Here is a 24042-nt window from a genome sequence, read left to right on the forward strand (position 1 = left end):
TTTAACATAGTATACTTGTCTATTTATTCTCTAATAATCACTTTTTGGATGGATTGATATACTCCATTTTGCTCTAATTTGATCAAATAAATACCGTTACTCACTCCTACTGTAGGCATATTCAATATATGAGGCCCTTTGGGTACATAACCAGATGTTAGTTGATCAATATATTTTCCATCGAGGCTATAAAGAGAAAATTTGAAACTCCCTTTTTGTTTTTGGTTAAATAAAACCTCAACATGGTTCTCTTTAGTTCCAACGATAAAAGAATCTGTTTCACCAGAAAGTAAATCGGTATATGCTTTTACATTTGCATTTCCACAAGGTCCAATAAGTTTCCAGGGGCCCCATGGCCCTCCTGTTCCTGGCTCATTATTTTGAGTCCACCATTTATTTTCATAGATACTTCCATTATGAGATACCTTCACTCCTCCTGTAGATGGGTAAATTCTTCCTGGATCCCAGGGAGCTATTCCATTACAATTTCCAGAATTAGTCTCTCTTATTGTAATACTCACTTGATCACTAACTGTAGCTCCTTTATCATCAACAACAGTTACGCTAATTGTATAGTCTCCAAAAGCAGCAGGTAACCAACTAATGTTATTTCCTGATGTTAAGGTTACACCATTCACTTCAAATTGAATACTAGAAATAGTACCGTCTGGATCGTTTGCATTTGCTGAAAACGTGATTGTAGATAGTGTCTCTTGTTCTATAACCTGGCCATTGGTAGGTTGTGTTATATTAACCGTGGGAGGCTGATTACTCGAATTTTGTCTAATGGTTATATCTACCTTATCTGTAGCTGTAGCTCCTTTATCATCGGTAACTATCACCTTGATCGTATAGGTTCCGAAAGCAGTAGGTAGCCAACTAATGTTATTCCCTGATGTTAAGATTACACTATTCGCTTCAAATTGAATACTAACTATGGTACCGTCTGGATCGTTTGCATTTGCTGAAAGCGTGATCGCAGATAGTGTTTCCTGCTCTATAACCTGGCCATTAGAAGGTTGTGTAATACTAACCGTAGGAGATTGATTACTCGAAGTTTGTCTAATGGTAATATTAACCTGATCTGTAGCAGTAGCTCCTTTATCGTCGGTAACCATAACTTTAATAGTATAATCTCCGAAAGCAGTAGGTAACCAACTAATGTTATTACCTTGTGTCAAGGTTGTACCATTCGCTTCGAACTGAACACTGGCTATTGTACCGTCTGGATCATTTGCGTTTGCTGAAAGCGTGATCGTAGATAGTGTCTCTTGCTCTATAATCTGGCCATTAGAAGGTTGTGTAATACTAACTGTTGGAGACTGATTATTAGAAACCTGTCTAATAGTGATATCAACCTGATGCGTAGCCGTAGCTCCTCTATTATCGGTAACGGTTACCTTGATCCTATAAGTACCAAAAGCTGTTGGTAACCAACTAATGTTATTACCTTGTGTCAAGGTTACACCATTTGCTTCAAATTGAACACTGGCTATGGTACCATCTGGATCATTTGCATTTGCAGAAAGTGTGATCGCAGATAATGTTTCTTGTTCTATTACCTGACCATTGGTTGGTTGTGTAATAGTAACCGTTGGAGGTTGATTAGCATCAGGGTTACAAACACCTATTTTAGACCAAACATTATGTTTACTAGGGACATGATTTTTTTCTGCATGCCATCTGTTCGAATAAATATTTCCTCCATAGGATACTTTTGTTCCACTACCGGTATAGGTACGAGGTTCCCAGGGTTGAACTTCTCCACATGGTGTAAAAGTGGTACGAACCTCTAGCGATGATGAATATGAAGAATATATTCCTGTATTTACCGATCGTATTTGTACTTCATAGTTGGTATTAGGATACAAATCTTCTAAAGTGATTGTTCTTCCTAAATTTGCCTCTATAGACAACCAAGTGTTTTCGTTTTTCACTTTATATCTAAGCTCGAAGGTAACAGCACCTTTTACGTTATTCCAACTCAAATCTAATTTGGTTTCGCCAATAGTAGAGGTAGCTAATACCGGTGCAGAAAACAGAGATGGTTTTGTTATAAATGTAGTAGTTAAAGAATATGCAGCCCCTCCATTAGTCTTGACCTGAACGTCATACCACTCTCCATCCTCTAAATTAGTTAACTGTTTAGAAGTGCCTGTTACAGTAATAGTTGTCCATGAAGTTTCCGAAGACTTTTTATAGCGCAAATCAAAGCTCGTTTGTTGTGTTAATGATTCCCATTTAATTAGAGCTGAGTTTTCTGTGATATTTGATGCTCTTACAGCAATTGGTATATTTTTATTCTCTGCTACTCGTAATGCCTGATACGCATTAAGCCTACCAGTACCTAGTTTGCCTGCATAAGAAGGACTTCGATAATCTATAAAATCTGTTGTACCTGTTAAAATGGATCTTACTTCATCTGCATTAACAGTACCATATGCTTTGGATACAATCAATGCTGCAACACCAGATACATGTGGAGTTGCCATAGATGTCCCTCTTAAAGCTCCATAGTTGCCATTTAATAGTGTACTAATAACTCCAGATTGATCTTCACCACCAGGAGCAGCTATACTTGCATCGACATGATAATTAGAATAGGAAGCTCTTTCATCTTTATTATTTGTAGCCACTACTCTAAGTATTTTTTCAGATGCTTTATAAGAATCAAAAAATTCTGAATTATTATTTCCCATAGAAAAAACCACAAGTCCTCCATTCATTGCTTTTCCTACTCCTCCTGCATTGTTAATAAAATAATCAATAGCCTCTTTTATTGGTGTTGCATTTTGGGACGGGCCACCACTCCAACTATTTTGGGATATTACGGCTCCGTTATCAGCAGCATATACAAAATATTCTGCATTAGACCCTGGCCCGATAATTCCACAAGACATAAGTCGTACTCCGTCATTACTACCCGAACCTCCTGCAACACCTGCTACGCCAATACCATTATTTGTCTCTGCCGCAATTGTACCTGCCACATGAGTACCGTGACTTGAGGTAGGTGACAAAGTACCGGTATTATTTACAAAATCATAACCATGAATATCATCAACATATCCATTGTTATCATCATCGATATTGTTTCCTGGTATTTCTCCGGGATTCACCCACATGTTTCCTTCTAAATCCGGATGTGTTGAATCTATTAATTCATCTCCTACGGCTACAATTACTCTGGCATCTCCTTTTTCGATATTCCAGGCTTGCTCTAGTTTTATATCACTACCAACAATACCTTCTTCTTGTCCTGTATTATTATAATGCCATTGATCAGTATATCTGGGATCATTAGGAGCTCCAGAAAAGTCCATCTTATTTGACGATGTTTTCTGGTGTTTTCTTAAGTTTGTTGGCTTAAGAGTTGATTTTGTTGTACCCCCTATGTGCGTTTTATACACATAACTCGCCTTCTCTATTTCATCGAGTTTTCTGTAAGCTTCTATAACCTGATTTAGATCCTGATTTTCATCAAACTCTATTTCATACCATAGATGCAATCCAAAAGCAATATGTTTTTCTTCAAATTTACCTGCAGGTCTAAACACCCTTTTCATAGTTGTAACCCTATAATTTCTATTTTGTTGATCAACTCCTCTAAAACCAGTTTCAACGTAATCCTGTTTTTGCGACCTGTTTAGTTTTCCTTTTCCATTAGATCGATTTAGAAGCATTCTTTGTAGGTTCGTAGTTCGATCTTGTTTAAATTTTACTTGCACTACTCCTTTAATGGGATCTAACTTATTTGAGTTTTGCTGAGTATATCCTTTATTAGCTAAAAACAGCATAAAGGAAACTACCAGTATCGGTAATATCGATTGCATTTTTTTCATGGTTAAAATAGTTTTAAGAATGAATTTGTATGGTTAGTATTTAATTAGATAGCATAGACTATCTTTTAATGTTCGTCTATTATTTTCTGATCATAATTTTTGCTGTTCTTTCTTTTTCTTTGGATTTCATTTTTATAAAATAAATTCCATTTGAAAAATTAGTTAGATCACATCGTACATGATAATTTCTTGCATCTATTTTATTCGCAGTTAAAGAAGTACAGTATTGTCCGGTAATTGTGTACAACTCTACTTTTACGGGGCTCGTTGATGTCATATGTATCAATATGTCTACAAAATTCACGGCTGGATTAGGAAAAACAGAAATCACCCTTTCATTCCCTTCTATTTTTGCATTCTTAATACCTGAAGAACAAGTCCCTATAAGCTCCCATGGTCCCCATGATCCTCCTGTACCAGGCTCATTATTTTGAGTCCACCATTTGTTATGGTATATGTTTCCGTTATACGATACTTGTACCCCACCTGTCGAAGGGTAAATGGTTGATGGATTCCAGGCAGAGACACCATTACAATCTCCTCCCGAAGTCTTTTCTTTTATAGAAATTGTAATTTGTTGAGTTGCAACGGCCCCTTGATTGTCGGTAACAGTAACTTTAATAGTATAGGTATCAAAAGCCACAGGAAACCAGCTTTTATTATTTCCTGAAGATAAAGCGCTTCCATTAACTTCGAACTGAATACTTGAAATAGTACCGTCTGGATCACTTGCATTTGCCGATAAGGTAATCGCAGTAAGTGTCTCTTGTTCTATCTCCTGTCCATTTATAATATTCAATATAGAAACTGAGGGAGGTTGATTACTTGAAGTTTGTCTAACAGTAATACCAACCTGTGCAGTGGCCGTAGCCTCTTTATTATCGGTAACAGTTACCTTGACCGTATAGACTCCAAAAGCTGTGGGTAACCAGTTAACATTATTTCCCGATGTCAAAGCTGTACCATTTACCTCAAACTGAATCTTCTCGATGGTACCATCAGGATCTTTTGCATCTGCAGATAGTTGAATTGCAGCTAACATCTCTTGCTCAATAACTTGACCATCTATAATATTCAAGATAGAAACCACAGGGTTCTGATTAGTGGTATCTTCTTTACGTTTGACCGTTATTCTTACCTCATCGGTCGCAATGTCCCCCTTATCATCGGTAGCCGTGACTTTTATGGTATATATTTTAAACTCGGTAGGAGTCCAGTTCCTATTATTTCCAGAAGGTAATAGAGTTCCATCAACTTCGAATTGGATTTTACTAATGGTACCATCACTATCTGTAGCATTTGCTGATAAACGTATTGCTGTTAAGGTCTCTTGCTCAAAAATCTGATTATTATTAGGTTCAGTAATTTGTACAGATGGAGGAACGTTACCAGAATCACTACATGTATCTATTTGCTCCCAATGCGAAGTTGTACCCGGAATATTGCCTTGTGTCCACCATTTATTTTGGTAAACCACTCCCTGATATGCCACTTTTGTACCGGCATCATTATATACTTTTGTACTATCCCAAGCATCAATTCCGTTACACCCACCACTTCCATTATCTTTGGTCAAAAAAGAAACAGATTCAGAAAAAATTGACGATGTTGTATTGTTTATGGCCTGTACTTGTACCTCATAAAAGCTATTAAATACAAGGTTTGATAGCGTAATGCTATTGTTGGTTGTTACGGAAGCGTTTGTCCAATTAGTAGCTGTCGTTTCTTTATATCGAAGCATGTATTGGGTAGCGCCCGCTGTTGGGCTCCAGTTAACAATCGCACTTGAATCTGTAATAGAAGAAACGTTAATAGCTCTTGGTACTTCTAAATCCAAGGTGGTAAATGAAACACTAGAAGTATAAGATGACATTTTTGTCAAACTCTCTGCTCGTAACTGTATTTCGTAATTACTACTTTTTTGTAAACCCTCTAGCTTAATTGTTGTATTACTGGTATTTTGCTCTATCCAGTTACCATTTGTAGTTTTATAGCGAATGGTATAGCGTAAAGCATTATTTACTTTATTCCAGTTTAATTGCACACTGGTAGCTCCTATAGTAGAGACAGACAAACCTTTAGGTATAGCTACTGATGCATCACCGGCTTGTAATGCTTTTAAGGCATTTATTCTACCAGAACCTAATTTACCAGCATATGACATGTTTATATTATCTACAGGATCTGTATTAGTCTCTATAATTTGTTTTAATTCTGTTGCAGATAGTTTTCCTTTATATCTAGATGCCACCAAGGCAGCAACTCCAGATACATGCGGGCAGGCCATAGAAGTACCCTGTTGATATCCATACCCTCCCGGTATTGTACTTAGCACTCCTGCTGTAGTACCACTAGTATTTTGGTCTCCTCCCGGTGCTGCAACATCAATCCAGGTACCATAATTAGAGTAACTTGCTTTTTTGCCCGAATTGGCTAACGACGCTACTGAAAGTATAGGCTCGTAACGTCCTGGAAAAAAATTACCTTCTATTCCATTATTTCCTGCTGCAAAAATTACTATTCCGCCATTCATAGGTGAATTATTACCTCCAGCATTTGCAATAAAATAATCAATAGCAGCTTTATCTGCTTCTTTTATTGTGGCGGTTATCACTCCATACCCCCAACTATTTTGTGAAATAACAGCTCCGTTATCGGCAGCATAGATAAACGCTTCTGCAGCTCCTTTTATATCCAATCCAAATATCGAAGTTGCCATTAACCGAACTCCGTCGTCTGATCCTGATCCTCCAGCTACCCCTGCTACTCCTACTCCATTATTGGTTTCTGCTGCCACAGTCCCTGCTACATGGGTCCCATGACTACCTGCAGAAATTGTTCCTGTGTCATCTGCAAAATTGTAACCATGTACATCATCTACATACCCATTATTATCATCGTCAATTCCGTTTCCGGGAATTTCACCTTCATTTACCCATAAATTACCTTTTAAATCAGGATGGTTAACATCAAAACCTGTATCTTCTATAGCAACAATAACAGACTTATCACCTGTTTCTATTTCCCAGGCTTTTTCAAGATTAATATCATTTCCTGATATTGCATCAGGAGATTGTCCTGTATTGTTATAATGCCACTGATCTCTATACCTGGGATCATTTGGCGTTCCTATCAAATTTCTATTATTATCGGTATATTTTGAATCTATCAATACCGGAATTGTTGATTGTGGTTCATTAGTGCTATCCGCAAACTGGATCTCATATACAGGTTCTGCAATTTCTACAGAGGTAGCCTCTTTGTATGCCTTTACCACTTGATCTACCTCTTGGCCACCATCATATTCAATTTCATACCAAAGATGTAATCCATAAGCTCTATGTCTTGCTTCATGCTTTCCTGCGTGTCTAAAAAGCCTTTTAATCGATCTTGCTTTAAAAGTCTTATTTCTAATATCAATATCTTTTAGCGGCGCTCTTAGATACTCACTCTTACCAGCCACTTTGACCCCATTTCTGTTCAGTTCTCTTTCTATTTTATTTACCTGATCCGAGTTAAACTTTACATGAAATACTCTGGTAAACTGCCCTTTTTTATTGACTTTGTTTTGAGAATATCCATTACTAAACGATAACAAGGTGATACTAATCATCAGCAATGTGGTTAACAATTGTATTTTTTTCATCAATAGTGAGTTTTAAGAATTAATGTTGTTTAAATGACTTTGGTGTATTGTACGATAAAATGTCGCCCTAATAACTATTAATCAAGACACCCACATAACCGCTTATATTTTAATTAAATACATCTATCTACGATATCATGGTATCGATATTGGCATCCCTAATATGTTCCTTTAAATCAAAAAAGTATATAATTTTGTTTTTGGACAAAATATCAGAGATACCTTGTAATTCTTAACTAAGCTTTATTAAAACGATATTTGCTTTTTTTGAATTACTAATATCATCACCATGATCATACGGTGTATCATTCTGTTATGATCACCTTTTTGGTAGTTCTATACGTACCTTTGGATTCGAATTTGACAAGATATATTCCTGTATTTATACCAGAGATATCTATATCTAATGAATGTAGTCCTTTTGACAAAAATCCTTCCTTTAATTTCTGAACATACCTGCCTTGTAGGTCGTATAAAGAAAATGCAAAACCTCCTATTTCTTTTTGATGCAGTAAAATTTGCATTTGGGTATTTTTAACAGCGATCAAAAACGAATCATTTTTATCATTTAACAGATCATTATATGCTTTTGATGCAGTAAGAGAACAAGGGCCTATAAGCTCCCACGGTCCCCATGATCCTCCTGTACCGGGTTCGTTATTTTGTGTCCACCATTTATTTTGGTATATGTTTCCGTTATGCGATACTTTTACGCCACCTGTCGAAGGATAAATAGTAGCAGGATTCCAGGCAGTAACTCCGTTACAATCACCTCCTGTTATCAATTGTTTTATGGTAATAGTTATCTGATCTGTAGCTGTAGCACCACTATTATCTGTTACTGTCACTTTAATCACATGATTTCCATAATTAGAAGGAAGCCAGCTTACATCATTTCCTTCAGGAAGTAATACATCATTTACACTAAATTGTATTTTATCAATAGTACCATCAGGATCAGAGGCAACAGCCGTCAAAACAATTGCTGTTAACGATTCTTGCTCGATAACCTGACCATTTGTAGGGTTGGTAATATTTACTGTTGGTGTTGTTGGTGTCTGATCTTCCTGAAAAACTGTGATACTAATTTGATCTGTTGCGGTAGCCCCTTTATCATCTGTAGCAGTTACTTTAACAGTATATGTACCAAAAGCTTCGGGAGTCCAGTTTACATTATTACCACTTGGTAATGCAACATTATTAACTTCAAAGCGAATGGATACAATAGTACCATCGACATCATTGGCATTGGCTGATAACGTAATCGATGATAATATTAACTGCCCAATAATTGCATTATTATTGGGAGCAGTAATATTTACTGTAGGTGCCTGATTCTCGTTGGGATCTCCACAATCTCTAACCTTACGCCATACTTCATGAACACCTGGAATATGATTAGCTTCTGCCCACCATTGATTTTCATAAATAACGTCTTGATAGGCCACTTGTGTTCCTTTGGTTCTATATTGGCTCGGTTTCCAAGGTGCTATGTCTCCACAAATGGAAGCTTTGGTAGTAAATGAGGCTATAGTAGAAAATTGGGACTCAATGCTGGCATTGGTAGCTTTTACCCTAACATTATACGTTGTCTTTTGCACAAAATCATACAAACGAACCTGAGTCCCTTGATCTACCAGTAAACTATTCCAATCTGTTGCTCCTTCTTCCTGATACTCTAAAATATACCCAGAAGCTCCTGAAGTAGCACTCCAATTTATGGTAACATTAGTTTCAGTAATCTCTGCAAAACTAATTCCTGAAGGGGCAGACAATGATCCTATAGCCGTAGTAAATTGAAGTACATAAGAGTAAGGTGATGTAGCTGTCTTTACTTGTATTTCATAGTGTTTTCCTTCTTCTAGGTTATTCAAAGATATCGTGGTAGAAGTTGAAGAAACAGTTGTCCAGTTAGTATTGGATACTTCCTTATATCGAATGGTGTACTGCTGTGTTCCAGCAATCGCATTCCAACTTAGAGAAGCACTATTCTGTGTAATATTAGATACTTTTAGTCCAAGAGGTACTCCTTCTCCGTTACCTACTTGTAGTGCTTTATATGCATTTACTCTTCCTTTCCCTAATTGATTTTCGAACCCCGGATTAAGATGATTTATTGGATCACTGGTTTCTTCTAGTATTCTTCTTAATTGATTTGCAGTAATATTTCCATAATTATTAGATACTACCAGAGCTGCTACTCCAGAAACATGAGGACAAGCCATAGAGGTTCCTTGCTTATACCCGTAGCTTTCTCCTGGTACTGTACTTAAAACACCTCCTTGCCCTCCTCCTCCTGGTGCGGCAATATCTACCCAAGTACCATAATTAGAGTAACTTGCCTTCTGATCTTTATTATTTAAAGCAGATACCATCACCACACCCTCATGTGTATTGGGGTAAGTAACCAAATTTATGTTATCATTGGCTGCAGAAAAAAATACAATTCCACCATGCATTGGCTTTCCTGCTCCACCTGCATTTGCTATAAAATAGTCTACTGCAGCCTTGTGTACGTTTATGGCTTCATCTGTAAATCCTCTAAAGCTATAACTGTTTTGAGAAATAACCGCTCCGTTATCAGCCGCATATACAAAAGATTCTGCACCACCGTTTGTTCCTATTCCTATAACGGCGCAAGCCATTAATTTCGCTCCATCATTATTACCAGAACCCCCTGCAACACCTGCAACACCAATACCATTATTAGTTGATGCAGCAACGGTACCCGCCACATGCGTACCATGATCTCCTGCAGGAATAGTACCGCTTCCATTATTTAAAAAGCTATAACCATGTATATCATCTACAAATCCATTATTATCATCATCTACACCATTTCCAGGAATTTCTCCTTCATTAACCCATAAATTTCCTTTTAAATCAGGATGATTAATATCAATACCACTGTCTTGTATTGCTACAATAACACGATTGTCTCCCTTTTCAATTTCCCAGGCTTCCTCTAGGTGTATATCCTTTCCTACCGTACCATTCTTCTGTCCTGTATTGTTATAGTGCCATTGATCTGTATACATAGGGTCATTAGCAGTAGTAATAAAATTCGTAACTGAAGATTTTTGAACAGTAGCAGTAGTACTAGTAATTACGGCAGATTCTTCTATGGGTGAAATCTCATATAACTCATGGGCAACCTCTACGGTGTTCGAGTTTTTGAATTGTCTAATAGCATCTTGAGTAGTTACAGAAGCATCATAGGTTATCTGATACCAAAGATGTAATCCATGTGCTCTATGCTTTGCTTCATGTTTTCCGGCAGGACGAAAAACTCTTCGATAAGAGTTAACCTTAAGTTGCTCTCCGATTCTATCCACTCCGGTAATTCCCAATTTGGCATAACTATCACCTTTTGACTTTACTTTTTTAGATTGATTTTTGGATGCCATCATCGCTTTATCCAATCTATATGTTTGATCAGGTTTAAATTTGACACAGACTGTATTAATATACTGTCCTTTACTATTAGTTTTAAATTTTTGTTGTGCCGCTACATTAGTAATATTTAAGAGAAGTAAAAGTAATACAACGATCGAGTAATATTGTTTTTTCATTATTAAGTTAATTTGTGAAGTTAAGTTCATATAAAATGATCAAAACAAATTACTTATCAAAAAAAAATAGCCCAATGACATTAACTAATACACAAGCAGTTCTTTTTTAAAGCCGTATGCTATTTTTTTATACATTTTCTTTTATAAATATTCCTTTTACTTACTTTTGAAGTTTATTGAAATTGCATGAAAATTAACAACCTAAAAAAGGAGTTTTATCACTTTATGATGTATAAACCATATGGTTATTTAAGTCAATTTGTGAATAACGGGCAGAAAAAGAATTCGAAAAAACTTCTTGGAGAACTTCATGATTTTCCAGAAAACACTATGGCTATTGGCCGATTAGATGAGAAATCGGAAGGGTTATTGCTATTAACTACCGATGGAAAATTAAGTAATTATATCTGCAGTTCTAAAATTGAAAAAGAATACTATGCACAAGTGAACGGAGATATTACTAAAGAAGCTCTCGAAAAACTTAAACAAGGTGTAGAAATTGGTTTTGATGGAAAAAAATATCAGACATTGCCTTGTAATGCAAGAAAATTAAATACGTCTCCCATATTTCCAGCGCGATCCAAAAAAATACGAGATGATAGACATGGTCCCACTAGTTGGGTAGCGATAACACTAACCGAAGGAAAATTTCGACAAGTAAGAAAAATGACTTCTGCTGTTGGATATCCAACCCTGCGATTAGTAAGAGTTAGAATTGGAACTATTTATTTAGATAAAATGACTACTGGCGAAGTAAAAAAATGGGATGGATTATGTGAATAAATTACTTATATATGATAAGTATAGATATAGTCTCTGTTGATTATACGTAAATTGTTTCTTACCAAAGCATATTCTTATATATTGTTTTGATACATAAAATGGTAATATTATCTAACTCAAAAGTATCTTCTTCAAATACATACTATTCTCATAACACAATTACCGGTATTAGATGTATTTTCTACACAATAATAATTTTAACCATATTTTTACATTTTCGATATCGACTAAAACCTTAATTATCATTATTTTAGACTAAATCTTAAAACCACTTGATTATGAAAAATATCAAAACCTTAGGGGTAATTGGGTTGCTAGCTTTTTCATTTATTTTTATGAGTTTTAGCAACAAAGGAGAGGATTTGTATGGTACATCTTACACAGTGAACCATGTCTCTGCAGAAAATGAATCTCCAGATCAAGCACAAGTACTTAGAGCAACTTTAAGGCTTACTGTTAGAGCTACCAGAAGAGCAATTGCTTATACCAGAGAGGTAGCCAGAGTACAACTACCAGGAATTAGAGAAGTCACTCGTCAAGCTTCTACATGGACCATCTTCGCGATTGGTACTGTAGAGCAACACAAAGAGAATTACTTAAAGAACATTGCAGAGTATAAGAAACAAAAAGTTCGTTCTTTAGGTTAAAAATCTTCCTTATTTATTAATTTTTATCAGGCAAATGTCATCATTTTGCAACATTTGCCTGATTTTATATCTATTTACTTATGAGAAAAATACTTTCATATGTAGTACTCATTGTATTTGTATTTTACTGGGGTTTCACACTAGTTTTTGTAAGTCCAAATAATTATATCAATATTTCTTTTCTTGAAGGAGAAAAAATTTTTAATACGTTCTTATATCAAAAATGGGGCTTTTTTGCACCTCCTCCCAAATATAACGATCGCCTATACTATACATTTCAAAATAAAAATGATGCTACAAAAAAATACACTTTTGAAGTAATGGCACCTTTACAGCATATGAAGTCGGACAATGCTCCATTTAATTCTGGAGAAGATATATTGGATTATGTTTTATCAAGCACTATGCACAGTATTAACGACGGGCTAATTGCTGTTAATGAAGCTATAGACTATCAAGCCGATGTCAATAAAATTGACAAAGACCAGGCTAATTATAAAGAAAAAATAGCTCGAGGAAAACGATTCATTCAAGAAACTTCGTATTTCAAAACCTTAAAAAACTATTCTTTTTTTATTGCTAAAACAAATCGTCTTAACATTGATGATTACTACATCACCATAGAAATGGCACAGATAAAAATGCCAAAATTTGCAGATCGCAAAGAACTTGGCAAGGAAAACTTATATAATGAAAGTTTGATATTTAAAAGCGATCAATTTACACTAAGCTCACGATGAATACATTCAACAAAATAATCGACGACCTAAGCACAGAAAATAGATTTGGCTATTATGCACCCTTTTTTAGAGTGTTTATTTGCCTATACCTAATAAAAGATATTATTGTAACCTATGGATTTACCGATTTATTATATACCGGTAAATCATTTCTTGTGTCAGAACCATTACCGTTATTAGAATATTTTAATATTAGTTCTGATCTTTTGCGAGATAACTTCTACATCTTTCTACTCTTGTATATTGCATTAATTGTTTTGTTCTTGTTTGGTATAGGAAAGCGTTTTACTGCACTAACCCTGTTTTTTTGTGTCGAGTTAATGCAAAATATGGCTTGGTTAACTCTTAATGGAGGTGATAATATTATTAAGTTTGTAATTCTATATTTCGTTTTTATAGATTCTTACTCAAGATTTAGTAACAAACCCATTTCCTACAAAAATGAAGAAAGCAAAAAACTTGGGAATTTTCTTTCTAATGTTGCAGGGTACTCTATTTGCATACACTTATGCTTAATTTATTTTGTATCTGCCATGCACAAGATTAACTCAGAGGTATGGTTTAATGGTGTTGCTACTTATTATATATTAGGATCAGAGCGTTTTAGGGGTACAGGGTTAAATCTTGCTCTAATAAAAAATGGTTTTTTTGTTACGCTTTCCACTTATGGTACCATTCTTATTGAACTTATATTTCCATTTTGGATATGGTTTAAAAAAACCAGAAATGTAATGATCATACTGGCTATATCGTTGCATATGGGTATTGGTTTATTTATGATGTTATACGATTTTCAGATTATATTTGTACTGTTACAAGGTTTTTTCTTAACCAACAAAGAATGGCAAACTATAGTTTCCAAAACAATGAATTTTGTTTCGAGATATAAACTGCGGTTAAATGCTATTATAAAAACTAACCCGGCAACCTCTAAATGACCATATTTTTAATTTTACTTGGCGTAATCTTATTCATTTCATTAGTAATATGGGGTATTTGGATCTATGAAAATAGTCTGCCAAAATTAGCAATAAATGCTATAGACAATGAAGAACAAACCATAAACGATATATCAGATTGGTTACAATACTTATCTGATAAACAAAAATTTAACGGTGCTATTCTTTATTCGAAAAATGGCACTATAAAATTAGCAAATGCGTATGGTTACACTTCGAGTAAAAAAGATGAAAAACTAACCACACAATCTGTTTTTAGACTTGCCTCTGTATCCAAGCAGTTTACTGCATTTGGCATCATGGTACTTAAAAAAAAGTATCAGGTTGATTATGACGATCTGGCGACTAAATATATTGCTGACTTTGGATACCCCCAAGTGACTATACGCCATTTATTAAATCATACATCGGGTATTAAGGTAGATTATATCAAACTAGCTAAACGAAAAAAAAGAAATAAAGAATACATTCTAAGTAACAAAGACGCAGTAGATCTTTTATGTTCTAATATCAATAGTAATACCAATGCTCCCCTTCACCAGTATTTTTATAACAATAGCAATTATATTGTATTGGCACGAATTATAGAAGTTGTAACAAACATGTCTTTTGAAGAGTATATGCAAGAATATGTTTTTATTCCTTTGCAATTAAAACAAACCCGAGTATGGAACTTGTGCTCTAAACACAGTAGAGATCCTGATACTATTACCATGGGTTTTGAGGCCTTCCTAAAGAGTAATCCTGTAACAATAGAACCCAATTGGATAGATGGTGTAGCTGGAGATGGTGGTATTTTTTCATCGATACAGGATTTAGTAGCATGGGATAAAATATGGTATAATAACCCTATTCTAACTCCTCTGGAAATGCAAGAAGCGTTTACGCTGCCACAATTAAACACTCAAAACCCATCCAATTATGGATTTGGATGGGTTATTGATGGTGATAATGTATGGCATAACGGGCAATGGCTTGCTTATAATGCCTTTATACTAAGAAATACCAGGCAAAAAACTTGTTTTGTTTTATTAGATAATTCATCTAATACCAGATTTGATAAGGTTTTAAATACAATACTACCCAATATCATACCTATAAAAAACAATGCTATCCCTTAGGTATTTTTTACTTATAAGTACTATAAAACTTGCAATAGCTCACTAGCTTTCGAAAAACTTCTAAAATTTGAATGTGTAATCTCTTCATCAATCATTTCGTGTACCCAAGTGGTATGAAACGGAATATGAAAAGCATGACCACCAATATTTAAAACTGGTAAAACATCTGATTTTAATGAGTTTCCAACCATCAAAAATTCTTGAGGTGTAATATCCAGATGTTTTACAAGTTTTTTATATTGTTTTTCTGTTTTATCAGAAACGATTTCTATGTGATGAAAATACTTTTCTAAACCAGATGCAATTAATTTGCGTTCTTGATCAAGTAAATCTCCTTTGGTTGCCATTACTAATCGATACTTTTTGGATAGCTCTTCTAATGTTTTTGCTATCCCATCAATTAATTCTATCGGTTCTAAAAGCATTGTTTTACCTTTCTCAATCAATTTTTGAACCAAATCTATCTTCATATCTCCTTTTGATATAATGATAGCCGCTTCTATTAATGAAAGTGTAAAAGGCTTGATACCATATCCATACAAAGGTAAGTTTTGCATCTCGATATCAAAGAGTAACTTATTTGCCTCTTCTTTAGACATATATTCTTGCAAGAGGTCACAAAACTCATCTTCCGCTTTTCTAAAAAAGGGTTCGTTTACCCACAACGTATCATCTGCATCAAATGCAATAACCTTTATTTTTGATAAGGGCATCTAGCGAACTAATTTTTTGTATTTAATTCGTTTTGGCATCAAATCACCACCCAAACGTTTCTTTTTATTTTCTTCATAATCAGAGAAACTACCCTCGAAGAAATATACCTGAGAATCTCCTTCAAAAGCCAAAATGTGTGTACAGATTCTATCCAGAAACCATCTATCGTGAGAAATAACTACTGCACATCCTGCAAAATTCTCTAACCCTTCTTCTAATGCTCTTAAGGTATTTACATCAAGATCATTGGTAGGCTCATCAAGTAATAATACGTTTCCTTCTTCTTTAAGTGTCATTGCCAGGTGCAAACGGTTACGCTCTCCTCCTGATAGTGTAGCAACTTTTTTATTTTGTTCGCTTCCGCTAAAGTTAAAACGACTTAAATAGGCTCTAGAATTCACTTGTCTACCCCCCATCATAACCATATCCTGTTCATCGCTAAAATTTTGCCAGATGGTTTTCTCGGGATCAATATTACTATGACTTTGATCTACATACGCAATTTTAGCTGTTTCACCAACATCAAAATTACCTTTATCAGGCTGTTCTTCGCCCATGATCATTTTAAAAATAGTTGTTTTACCAGCACCATTCGGTCCAATAACTCCAACAATACCAGCCTGAGGAAGTTTAAAGTTTAAATCTTCATAGAGTAATTTATCATCAAAAGCTTTATTTACACCAGAGGCTTCAATAACATTAACTCCAAGTCTTGGTCCATTCGGAATATAAATCTCTAGTTTTTCATCTACCTGCTTTTGATCTTGACTCATTAGCTTATCGTAGTTACTCAAACGAGCTTTTTGTTTCGCTTGTCTTCCTTTTGGAGCCATACGAACCCATTCTAACTCTCTCTCTAATGTTTTTTGGCGTTTAGAAGCTTGCTTTTGCTCTTGTGCCAATCGTTTAGCCTTTTGATCTAACCATGATGAGTAATTTCCTTTCCACGGAATTCCCTCACCTCTATCCAGTTCTAATATCCAACCTGCTGCGTTATCCAAAAAGTAACGATCATGCGTTACAGCTATCACCGTTCCTTTGTATTGTTGTAAGTGATGCTCTAACCAATGTACTGATTCTGCATCCAAATGGTTGGTAGGCTCATCTAGTAATAATACATCTGGTTCTTGTAATAAAAGACGACACAATGCTACCCTTCTTTTTTCTCCCCCAGATAATACTCCAACTTTCTTATCAGAATCAGGAGTACGCAATGCATCCATTGCAATCTCTAATTTGGTATCCAATTCCCATGCATTACTTGCATCGATTTGATCCTGTAAATTAGCTTGCTTATCCATCAGCTCCTGCATTTTATCAGGGTTTTCATAAACTTCTGGTAAGCCAAACATATCATTAATCTTATTATACTCATCTAAAACAGCAACCGTTTCTGCTACTCCTTCCTTAACAACTTCTAGTACTGTTTTTTCTGGATCTAATTTAGGCTCTTGTTCTAGCATACCTACTGTATAACCAGGTGCAAAAACAACATCGCCTTGATAGTTCTTATCAACACCAGCAATAATTTTTAGCAAAGTAGATTTACCAGAACCATTAAGTCCTAAAATTCCTATTTTTGCTCCGTAAAAAAAACTTAGATATATATTTTTAAGAACAGGAGTATTCGCACTTTTATACGTTTTACTCACTCCCGACATCGAAAAGATCACTTTTTTATCGTCTGACATAAGCCCTAATAATTGTTTGTATTAATATGTTTTTTTAAAATATTAAAGAGTTATACTCTACCTTTTAAAGCATTAAAAACCCAGGCAATTGCAAAAAAGCCAATCCCAACGGCCGCAAAACCATATCCAGATACATCTCTATATCTAAATGCTCCTAATGCAATCAATGCCAACCCAACAAGTATCATTATAAATGTTGCCCAAGCCAGCACAGTGTTTTTATTCATTTTCATAGATCATTATTTAATTTAAGCACCTTAGAAAGGTACATTTATATAAAAGAAAGTGCAAATATCGGTATTTTATCGTCAAAACATAGATTTTTGAAGAGTTGTTAAACCTTAAAAGAAAAAATCTACTAGAATTTGTGTATATGACTTTTTACAAATGGTTATCGGTAAAGTATTAAATCTGCTACAATAGTAAAGAAAACAAAGCCTTAACTTCCTTTACACACCTGTTAAAATTGGAAACTCTCCCTTGCATTATAAAAATTATTTTAGAAGTTTCCCAAAGAAGATATCATAACATAAAAAGGGTATCATTAAGTGACATAAAAAAAGTAGGTTTAATTTTTTTGTCATTATTCTTAAACGTTCTGTTTTTTGTATTTTCGTGCAAATAACGAGCACCCATGGATATCAACTTCAACAAAAACGAAGATCACAACAAATTATTAGTATCTACATTACGTCAAAAGTTCGCAAAAATAAAGCTAGGAGGAGGCCAAAAGCGTATTGACAAACTTCACGCAAAAGGAAAAATGACTGCGAGAGAGAGAATCGATTATCTTTTGGATAAAGATGCCAAATGTATCGAAATAGGTGGGTTTGCTGGTGAAGGTATGTATGAAGAACATGGCGGGTGCCCCAGTGGTGGTGTAGTTGTAAAAATTGGCTATATAAGTGGTAAACAATGTATCGTTGTTGCTAATGATGCAACAGTAAAAGCTGGTGCCTGGTTTCCTATTACTGGTAAAAAAAACCTGAGAGCCCAGGAATTGGCAATAGAGAATAAACTACCAATTATTTATTTAGTAGATAGTGCTGGGGTATATTTACCTATGCAAGATGAAATTTTTCCAGACAAAGAACATTTCGGAAGAATATTTCGTAACAATGCCGTGATGAGTAGTATGGGAATCATTCAGATTTCTGCTGTTATGGGAAGTTGTGTAGCAGGAGGTGCCTATTTACCTATCATGAGCGATGAAGCACTTATTGTGGATAAAACGGGAAGTATATTTCTAGCTGGAAGTTATCTTGTTAAAGCCGCTATTGGAGAAAGTATTGATAATGAAACGCTAGGAGGTGCCACGACACATTGTGAAATATCTGGAGTAACCGATTATAAGGCAAAAGATGATGCTGATGCGTTAGATACTATCAAAAATGTATTTTCTAAAATTGGAAATTTTGAAAAAGCAGGATTTAATCGTAACAAACCATCTCTTCCTAAACAGAATCCCGTTGAAATCTACGGTATTTTGCCCAAAGCTCGTAATGAGCAATATGACGTTATGGAAATTATATCCAGACTTGTTGACAACTCTGATTTTGATGAGTATAAAGCTGGATATGGTCAAACTATCATCACCGGATATGCTCGCATTGATGGATGGGCGGTTGGCATAGTTGCTAATCAACGTAAAATTGTAAAGACCAAGAAAGGAGAAATGCAATTTGGTGGTGTAATCTATTCTGATTCGGCAGATAAAGCAACCCGCTTTATTGCAAACTGTAATCAAAAGAAAATTCCATTAGTGTTTTTGCAGGATGTAACGGGCTTTATGGTTGGAAGTAAAAGTGAACATGGTGGTATTATAAAAGATGGTGCAAAAATGGTAAATGCGGTAAGTAATAGTGTAGTTCCTAAGTTTACTATCATTACAGGAAATTCTTATGGTGCTGGTAATTATGCAATGTGCGGTAAGGCGTATGATCCTAGGTTAATTGTTGCATGGCCAAGTGCCGAATTAGCGGTTATGGGAGGAACACAAGCTGCCAAGGTGTTATTACAAATTGAAACGGCTTCTTTAAAGAAAAAAGGGGAAGAATTATCTACAGAAGAAGAGAAGGCATTATTTGACAAAATTAAGGGTAAGTATGATTCGCAAACCTCTCCGTATTATGCCGCTGCACGATTATGGACCGATGCTATCATAGACCCCTTGGATACTAGGAAATGGATATCTATGGGAATAGAAGCTGCAAATCATGCTCCTATAGAAAAGAAATTCAATTTAGGAGTTATACAAGTGTAAGAAATATTACCCAGAAGTATCTAAATCTTTTAATTTATTTTCTTCTGCTAGTTTATGTTTTTGTTCGGCATATGCATACCCCTGTTTCCACCAATTACGCATTAGTTTTTTGTCAAAAATCAATGAGTTTTCTGTAAGCTTAGACGGTGTATAATATAGGTTTAATGAAACATCTTTGTTAATAGCTGCAAATTTACCCAATAACGTATCATGTCTTTCTACCTGATCCAAAACAAAGCCATATAAATTCACCATCAAAGAAAATGGGTTTTTGCCTAAAATCTTATTATGTTCCATGTTTTCGGATTCGAGAATAATAGCATCAACTTCTGTAGCACCTCTTCTTATAGCTTCTCGTATTGGAACCATGCAACCAAATCCTCCATCTGCATATTCGCATCCACCCTTGGTAACCAAACTCATAAAGGGCACATAATTACATGACATCCAAATCCAATCGCAGAAGTCTTCATAAGAAAAATCATTAATAGACTTATATTCTGTTCTGTTTTTTGTAAGATTAGAAACTGTAACTACGATATCATCAACTTTTCTACGAGCCAATCTAAACTCTGCTTCAGAAAAATTTCTGCGTATGGTTCTTCTCAGGTTTTTACTTTCTCCAAAAGTTCTCTTTCTTTTAATAAATTGCCATAGCGAAGAAAAAAAGTTAATCGATACAAACTCCCTATTTCCTTTTCTTCGTACTACAAAGGGATTAACATTAAAAATAGTATGCTGGTTTACATTGGTATAGATATCATGCATTTTATCTATATTTCCTAAGGCCAATTGAGGAATCAAAAGGCTACCTGTAGAAGTGCCCAAAAAGAGATCATATTTTTTACCTTGTTCCTTAATAAGGTATTGCGCAACACCACCAGCATAGGCTCCTTTACTTCCTCCTCCCGAAATTACCAATGCTCTCATATTATAATGGATTAGACCTGTTTTTCTTTTTCGCAAACGTATATCCCTTTGCCCACCATTCAGTCATTTTTTCTTTGTCAAAAATTAATGAATTAGTTGTGAGTACTGTAGGTGTGTAATATAAATCTATTGCTACATCATGCTCTTTGGCTTTAAATTTACCAATTCTAATGTTTTGGTTTTCAATCCTATCCATCATAAAATCTACCATATTAGTAATCAAAGTAAAAGGGTTTTTGGTCGGCATTCTATTCAAATAATTTACTTCGGTTTCTAATACAATCACATCTAGATGTTTGGCTCCTCTTTTAATAGCCTCTTCTATAGGTACCATAGAGCCTAAGCCACCATCAACATAATCGCATCGATTTTTTCGGACCAAACTCATAAAAGGTGGATAATTACATGATATCCAAATCCAATCCAAAAAATCCTGATAACTACATTCTTTTAACGATTTATATTCTACTTTATTAGTCGAAAGATTGGTAACGGTAATTACAATTTCGGCATCATTATGTTTTAAGGTATTAAAATCATCTTCAGAAATTGCTTCTTCTATCAACTTTCTAAGATTACTGCTATCTCCAAAAGATTTATTTCCTTTTAATAAATTATAGAGTACACTAAAATGATTGATTGTAATACTGGTATAGCGTTTCTTTTTTTTAACAATAAAGGGGCAACTTTTAAAAATTGAAGACTGATTTACAGAAGTATACAATTGTTTAATTTCTTCTATTTTAGACAGTGCTAAATGTGAAACAAGGAGACTTCCTGTAGAAGTTCCCAGAAACATATCATATTGATTACCTAAGTCCTGAATTAAATATTGTGCAACTCCTCCTGCAAAAGCTCCTTTACTTCCACCTCCAGAAATTACCAATGCGCGCATATTTTATATTATGGGGTTAACTTTTTCTTTAAAAAATCTTGTTGATTTTTTGGTAAACGTTCCCATAAAGCTACATATTTCTTTTTATATTCTTCATTTTTAAGTACGGCATCTACTAATTTTCTACAGAAACTTCGAAAACGCCAATTGTGATGCACTGCACCTTCTGCCAAATGTTGTAGAGATTGATCCGAAAAAGCTTGTAAACTCTCTAAATAGGTAAATGCATTTTGTCGAACATTAAAACTGTATTTAGGGGATGTATAACTGGATAGTTCCTGATAATATTTCTGATGCTGATCTGTTTGATACCCTTGTGTGCTTAATGCCAACACCAACCATAGTGTTCTAATATTTTTATTATTAAATCCTATAATTTCTTTGGTCGTATCGAGGTATTCTTTTCTTTTTTGTGGAAAACTGCTCCATAAATGATAAATAGCAGGTTCTATAGTAGCATATGATGCATCTTTTAATAAGGATTCGTATTGTTCTTGTAAATCTTTGGGTACTGTACTAAGCGTATTTGCTATTGCCTGACGTACAAAAACATTGTTGGTTTCAAACGCTTTGTCATAAAGTGCTATTACTTCTGGATCTCGATTACCACTTAATTGATATACCGCTTCCTGTCCAATATAATCGTTAACAGGAAAACTAAGAGCTTCTGATAGTTCTTTCCATTTTCCGGCAATTGGTTGTGTCCTTTCTTTGGCAAGGTTTAGATAGTCTTTGATAAACTTTGATTGCGTAAGAATATCTAATGCTTCTTGTGATGGAAATTTAACATTATCTAACCACAATTTTTTATAATCAGATAAATCCATTCCACTTACCGAAGATGCCACAGCAATAAAATCGTTAGTCGTGACATTTTTAAACTTATGTTTTTCTAAATAATTATGAACACTAATTTTAAAACTTGCGTCACCAATTAAATTTCTAAGCGCATGTAATGCCCATGCCCCACGCTGATAAAATGTTAACGAACTTGCCTTAGGATCTAGTAAAGAAGTAGCGTTATCTGTTTTTGATAGTTCTGTTAATTGCTCTGCGCTTTCATATAGTTTAAACAAGAAATAATCTTCTCCAAAAATTTCTTTTTCTGCCAACAAAGCATAATATGTTGCAAAACCTTCCTGTAACCAATGATGTTTCCCTTCTGTTGCTGTAACCAAGTCACCAAACCATTGATGTGCGAGCTCATGAGCATTTACATTTATGTAATTCTGATCCACAAACCCTGTTTCGTCTACAATAAAACTATCAGAAAAAATGGTAGTTCCTGTATTTTCCATTCCTGCATATAAAAAATCTTTTACCGGTATTTGTTTATAATTTTGCCATGGATAATCAAAACCAATTTCTTCTTCCAGGAAATCAAATATTTTTTTACTGTGTTTATAAGTAAATTCAAACTTATCTTTATCTTTTGGGTAGTAATACATTTCTAATGGAGTTCCGCTTGAAGATACGTCTGCCACCTTATCATACTTACCTATCGCAAAAGCTACCAGATAGCTACTCATAGGCTGTTGCATATCATACTGCCACTTTTGAATAGAATCATTTATCGGAACTACCTTTTCTAATGTACCATTGGCGATCACTTCAAAATTTTTATAATAGCTAATAGCTAAGTCAAAGGCTACTTTTTCGTTCATATCATCAAAACTAGGTAACCAGTTCGAAGTATATTTTCCTTGACCTTGGGTCCAAACCTGATCATTACCCTCTATATCCTTAACGAAGTACAATGCCTTTTTGGGGGTTGCATCATATGCTATTGTTACAGAATAGCGGGTATTGGGTTTAAAATCACTTATAATTCCTATTTTTTTAGAATCATATATAAAATCAATTTTGTTTTCTTCTAAAACCACTTTGTTAATATTCATCTTTTGAGCATCTACAAATACGGTATCAATTGATTTTAGAACATTAAATATATAGGTTACTTCTCCAGCGACAGTTTGAGTTTTTGGTGTTATCAGAATATCAACCTTGGCCTCTGTAAAATCTACATGAGGTTGTTCTTTAGCTATTGTTAGCGTTTCTTTTTGTGCATGCGATACAATTGAAAATAAAATAATACATACAGGTGTTAAAAATCTCATACTAATGATTCATCAAATGTTTTGCCAAAATAACGAAATAAGTCTGTTAATGTGACACACCCTTCCTAATTCTTTGTGATATAAGTAAGATCAATTATTACTAAAAATAAAGAGGCTGCATA

Annotated in this window: 15 protein-coding genes; 6 read left to right on the forward strand and 9 right to left on the reverse strand. The window is 34.7% G+C overall.

The window, feature by feature from the left end:
- Positions 1 to 23 precede the first annotated feature (23 nt).
- The 3 genes from ABW636_RS10015 to ABW636_RS10025 form a co-directional block, all read right to left on the reverse strand.
- Positions 24 to 3842, reverse strand: a complete 3819-nt coding sequence (locus tag ABW636_RS10015; RefSeq protein WP_367589837.1) for a S8 family serine peptidase — start codon at positions 3840 to 3842, stop codon at positions 24 to 26.
- A 79-nt stretch (positions 3843 to 3921) separates the two neighbouring features.
- Positions 3922 to 7488: a S8 family serine peptidase gene (locus ABW636_RS10020; RefSeq protein WP_367589838.1), complete on the reverse strand. Its 3567-nt coding sequence runs from the start codon at positions 7486 to 7488 to the stop codon at positions 3922 to 3924.
- A gap of 305 nt (positions 7489 to 7793) precedes the next feature.
- A complete protein-coding gene (locus ABW636_RS10025; protein ID WP_367589839.1) occupies positions 7794 to 11060 on the reverse strand; it encodes a S8 family serine peptidase in 3267 nt (1088 codons plus the stop codon).
- Between the two features lie 186 nt (positions 11061 to 11246).
- Here ABW636_RS10025 and ABW636_RS10030 point away from each other — a divergent pair, with 186 nt between their 5' ends.
- From ABW636_RS10030 to ABW636_RS10050, 5 genes are all read left to right on the forward strand, one after another.
- Positions 11247 to 11843, forward strand: coding sequence for a pseudouridine synthase (locus ABW636_RS10030; RefSeq protein ID WP_367589840.1), 597 nt, complete (start codon positions 11247 to 11249; stop codon positions 11841 to 11843).
- A 278-nt stretch (positions 11844 to 12121) separates the two neighbouring features.
- Complete coding sequence (locus tag ABW636_RS10035) at positions 12122 to 12490, forward strand: hypothetical protein (RefSeq protein WP_367589841.1); 369 nt, start codon at positions 12122 to 12124, stop codon at positions 12488 to 12490.
- Between the two features lie 80 nt (positions 12491 to 12570).
- Entirely contained in the window at positions 12571 to 13230 is a 660-nt protein-coding gene (locus ABW636_RS10040) for a hypothetical protein (RefSeq protein WP_367589842.1), read from the forward strand.
- Complete coding sequence (locus ABW636_RS10045; RefSeq protein ID WP_367589844.1) at positions 13227 to 14168, forward strand: HTTM domain-containing protein; 942 nt, start codon at positions 13227 to 13229, stop codon at positions 14166 to 14168. The genes ABW636_RS10040 and ABW636_RS10045 overlap by 4 nt, the downstream gene beginning before the upstream one ends.
- On the forward strand, positions 14165 to 15310 hold the full coding sequence (locus ABW636_RS10050) for a serine hydrolase domain-containing protein (protein WP_367589845.1): 1146 nt from the start codon (positions 14165 to 14167) through the stop codon (positions 15308 to 15310). Before ABW636_RS10045 ends, ABW636_RS10050 begins: the two co-directional genes overlap by 4 nt.
- Before the next feature lie 20 nt (positions 15311 to 15330).
- Here the strand turns inward: ABW636_RS10050 and ABW636_RS10055 are convergent, their stop codons facing one another.
- From ABW636_RS10055 to ABW636_RS10065, 3 genes are read right to left on the reverse strand one after another with little or no spacing between them, the layout of a single operon-like run.
- Complete coding sequence (locus tag ABW636_RS10055; protein WP_367589846.1) at positions 15331 to 16023, reverse strand: HAD family hydrolase; 693 nt, start codon at positions 16021 to 16023, stop codon at positions 15331 to 15333.
- Entirely contained in the window at positions 16024 to 17715 is a 1692-nt protein-coding gene (gene ettA, locus ABW636_RS10060; protein ID WP_367589847.1) for an energy-dependent translational throttle protein EttA, read from the reverse strand.
- Positions 17716 to 17765: 50 nt separating this feature from the next.
- Positions 17766 to 17942, reverse strand: a complete 177-nt coding sequence (locus ABW636_RS10065; protein WP_229809227.1) for a CAL67264 family membrane protein — start codon at positions 17940 to 17942, stop codon at positions 17766 to 17768.
- Between the two features lie 407 nt (positions 17943 to 18349).
- On the opposite strand from ABW636_RS10065, the gene ABW636_RS10070 reads away from it, so the two are divergent.
- Positions 18350 to 19978, forward strand: a complete 1629-nt coding sequence (locus ABW636_RS10070; RefSeq protein WP_367589848.1) for an acyl-CoA carboxylase subunit beta — start codon at positions 18350 to 18352, stop codon at positions 19976 to 19978.
- 6 nt (positions 19979 to 19984) lie between these two features.
- Here the strand turns inward: ABW636_RS10070 and ABW636_RS10075 are convergent, their stop codons facing one another.
- The 3 genes from ABW636_RS10075 to ABW636_RS10085 are packed head-to-tail and all read right to left on the reverse strand — an operon-like array spanning position 19985 to position 23920.
- Positions 19985 to 20908, reverse strand: a complete 924-nt coding sequence (locus tag ABW636_RS10075) for a patatin-like phospholipase family protein (protein ID WP_367589886.1) — start codon at positions 20906 to 20908, stop codon at positions 19985 to 19987.
- 1 nt (position 20909) lies between these two features.
- Entirely contained in the window at positions 20910 to 21803 is an 894-nt protein-coding gene (locus tag ABW636_RS10080; protein WP_367589849.1) for a patatin-like phospholipase family protein, read from the reverse strand.
- 8 nt (positions 21804 to 21811) lie between these two features.
- Positions 21812 to 23920, reverse strand: a complete 2109-nt coding sequence (locus ABW636_RS10085) for a M1 family metallopeptidase (protein WP_367589850.1) — start codon at positions 23918 to 23920, stop codon at positions 21812 to 21814.
- Positions 23921 to 24042 lie beyond the last annotated feature (122 nt).

This window comes from Aquimarina discodermiae, assembly GCF_040786235.1.
GTDB lineage: Bacteria > Bacteroidota > Bacteroidia > Flavobacteriales > Flavobacteriaceae > Aquimarina.

Excerpts from the sequence above, each read along its gene's own strand:
- ABW636_RS10070 (WP_367589848.1), top strand. The coding sequence starts at position 18,350 with ATGGATATCAACTTCAACAAAAACGAAGATCACAACAAATTATTAGTA.
- ABW636_RS10075 (WP_367589886.1), bottom strand. The coding sequence starts at position 20,908 with ATGAGAGCATTGGTAATTTCGGGAGGAGGAAGTAAAGGAGCCTATGCT.
- ABW636_RS10015 (WP_367589837.1), bottom strand. The coding sequence starts at position 3,842 with ATGAAAAAAATGCAATCGATATTACCGATACTGGTAGTTTCCTTTATG.
- ABW636_RS10080 (WP_367589849.1), bottom strand. The coding sequence starts at position 21,803 with ATGCGCGCATTGGTAATTTCTGGAGGTGGAAGTAAAGGAGCTTTTGCA.
- ABW636_RS10025 (WP_367589839.1), bottom strand. The coding sequence starts at position 11,060 with ATGAAAAAACAATATTACTCGATCGTTGTATTACTTTTACTTCTCTTA.
- ABW636_RS10085 (WP_367589850.1), bottom strand. The coding sequence starts at position 23,920 with ATGAGATTTTTAACACCTGTATGTATTATTTTATTTTCAATTGTATCG.
- ABW636_RS10020 (WP_367589838.1), bottom strand. The coding sequence starts at position 7,488 with ATGAAAAAAATACAATTGTTAACCACATTGCTGATGATTAGTATCACC.
- ABW636_RS10045 (WP_367589844.1), top strand. The coding sequence starts at position 13,227 with ATGAATACATTCAACAAAATAATCGACGACCTAAGCACAGAAAATAGA.
- ABW636_RS10040 (WP_367589842.1), top strand. The coding sequence starts at position 12,571 with ATGAGAAAAATACTTTCATATGTAGTACTCATTGTATTTGTATTTTAC.
- ABW636_RS10050 (WP_367589845.1), top strand. The coding sequence starts at position 14,165 with ATGACCATATTTTTAATTTTACTTGGCGTAATCTTATTCATTTCATTA.
- ettA (WP_367589847.1), bottom strand. The coding sequence starts at position 17,715 with ATGTCAGACGATAAAAAAGTGATCTTTTCGATGTCGGGAGTGAGTAAA.
- ABW636_RS10030 (WP_367589840.1), top strand. The coding sequence starts at position 11,247 with ATGAAAATTAACAACCTAAAAAAGGAGTTTTATCACTTTATGATGTAT.
- ABW636_RS10055 (WP_367589846.1), bottom strand. The coding sequence starts at position 16,023 with ATGCCCTTATCAAAAATAAAGGTTATTGCATTTGATGCAGATGATACG.
- ABW636_RS10065 (WP_229809227.1), bottom strand. The coding sequence starts at position 17,942 with ATGAATAAAAACACTGTGCTGGCTTGGGCAACATTTATAATGATACTT.
- ABW636_RS10035 (WP_367589841.1), top strand. The coding sequence starts at position 12,122 with ATGAAAAATATCAAAACCTTAGGGGTAATTGGGTTGCTAGCTTTTTCA.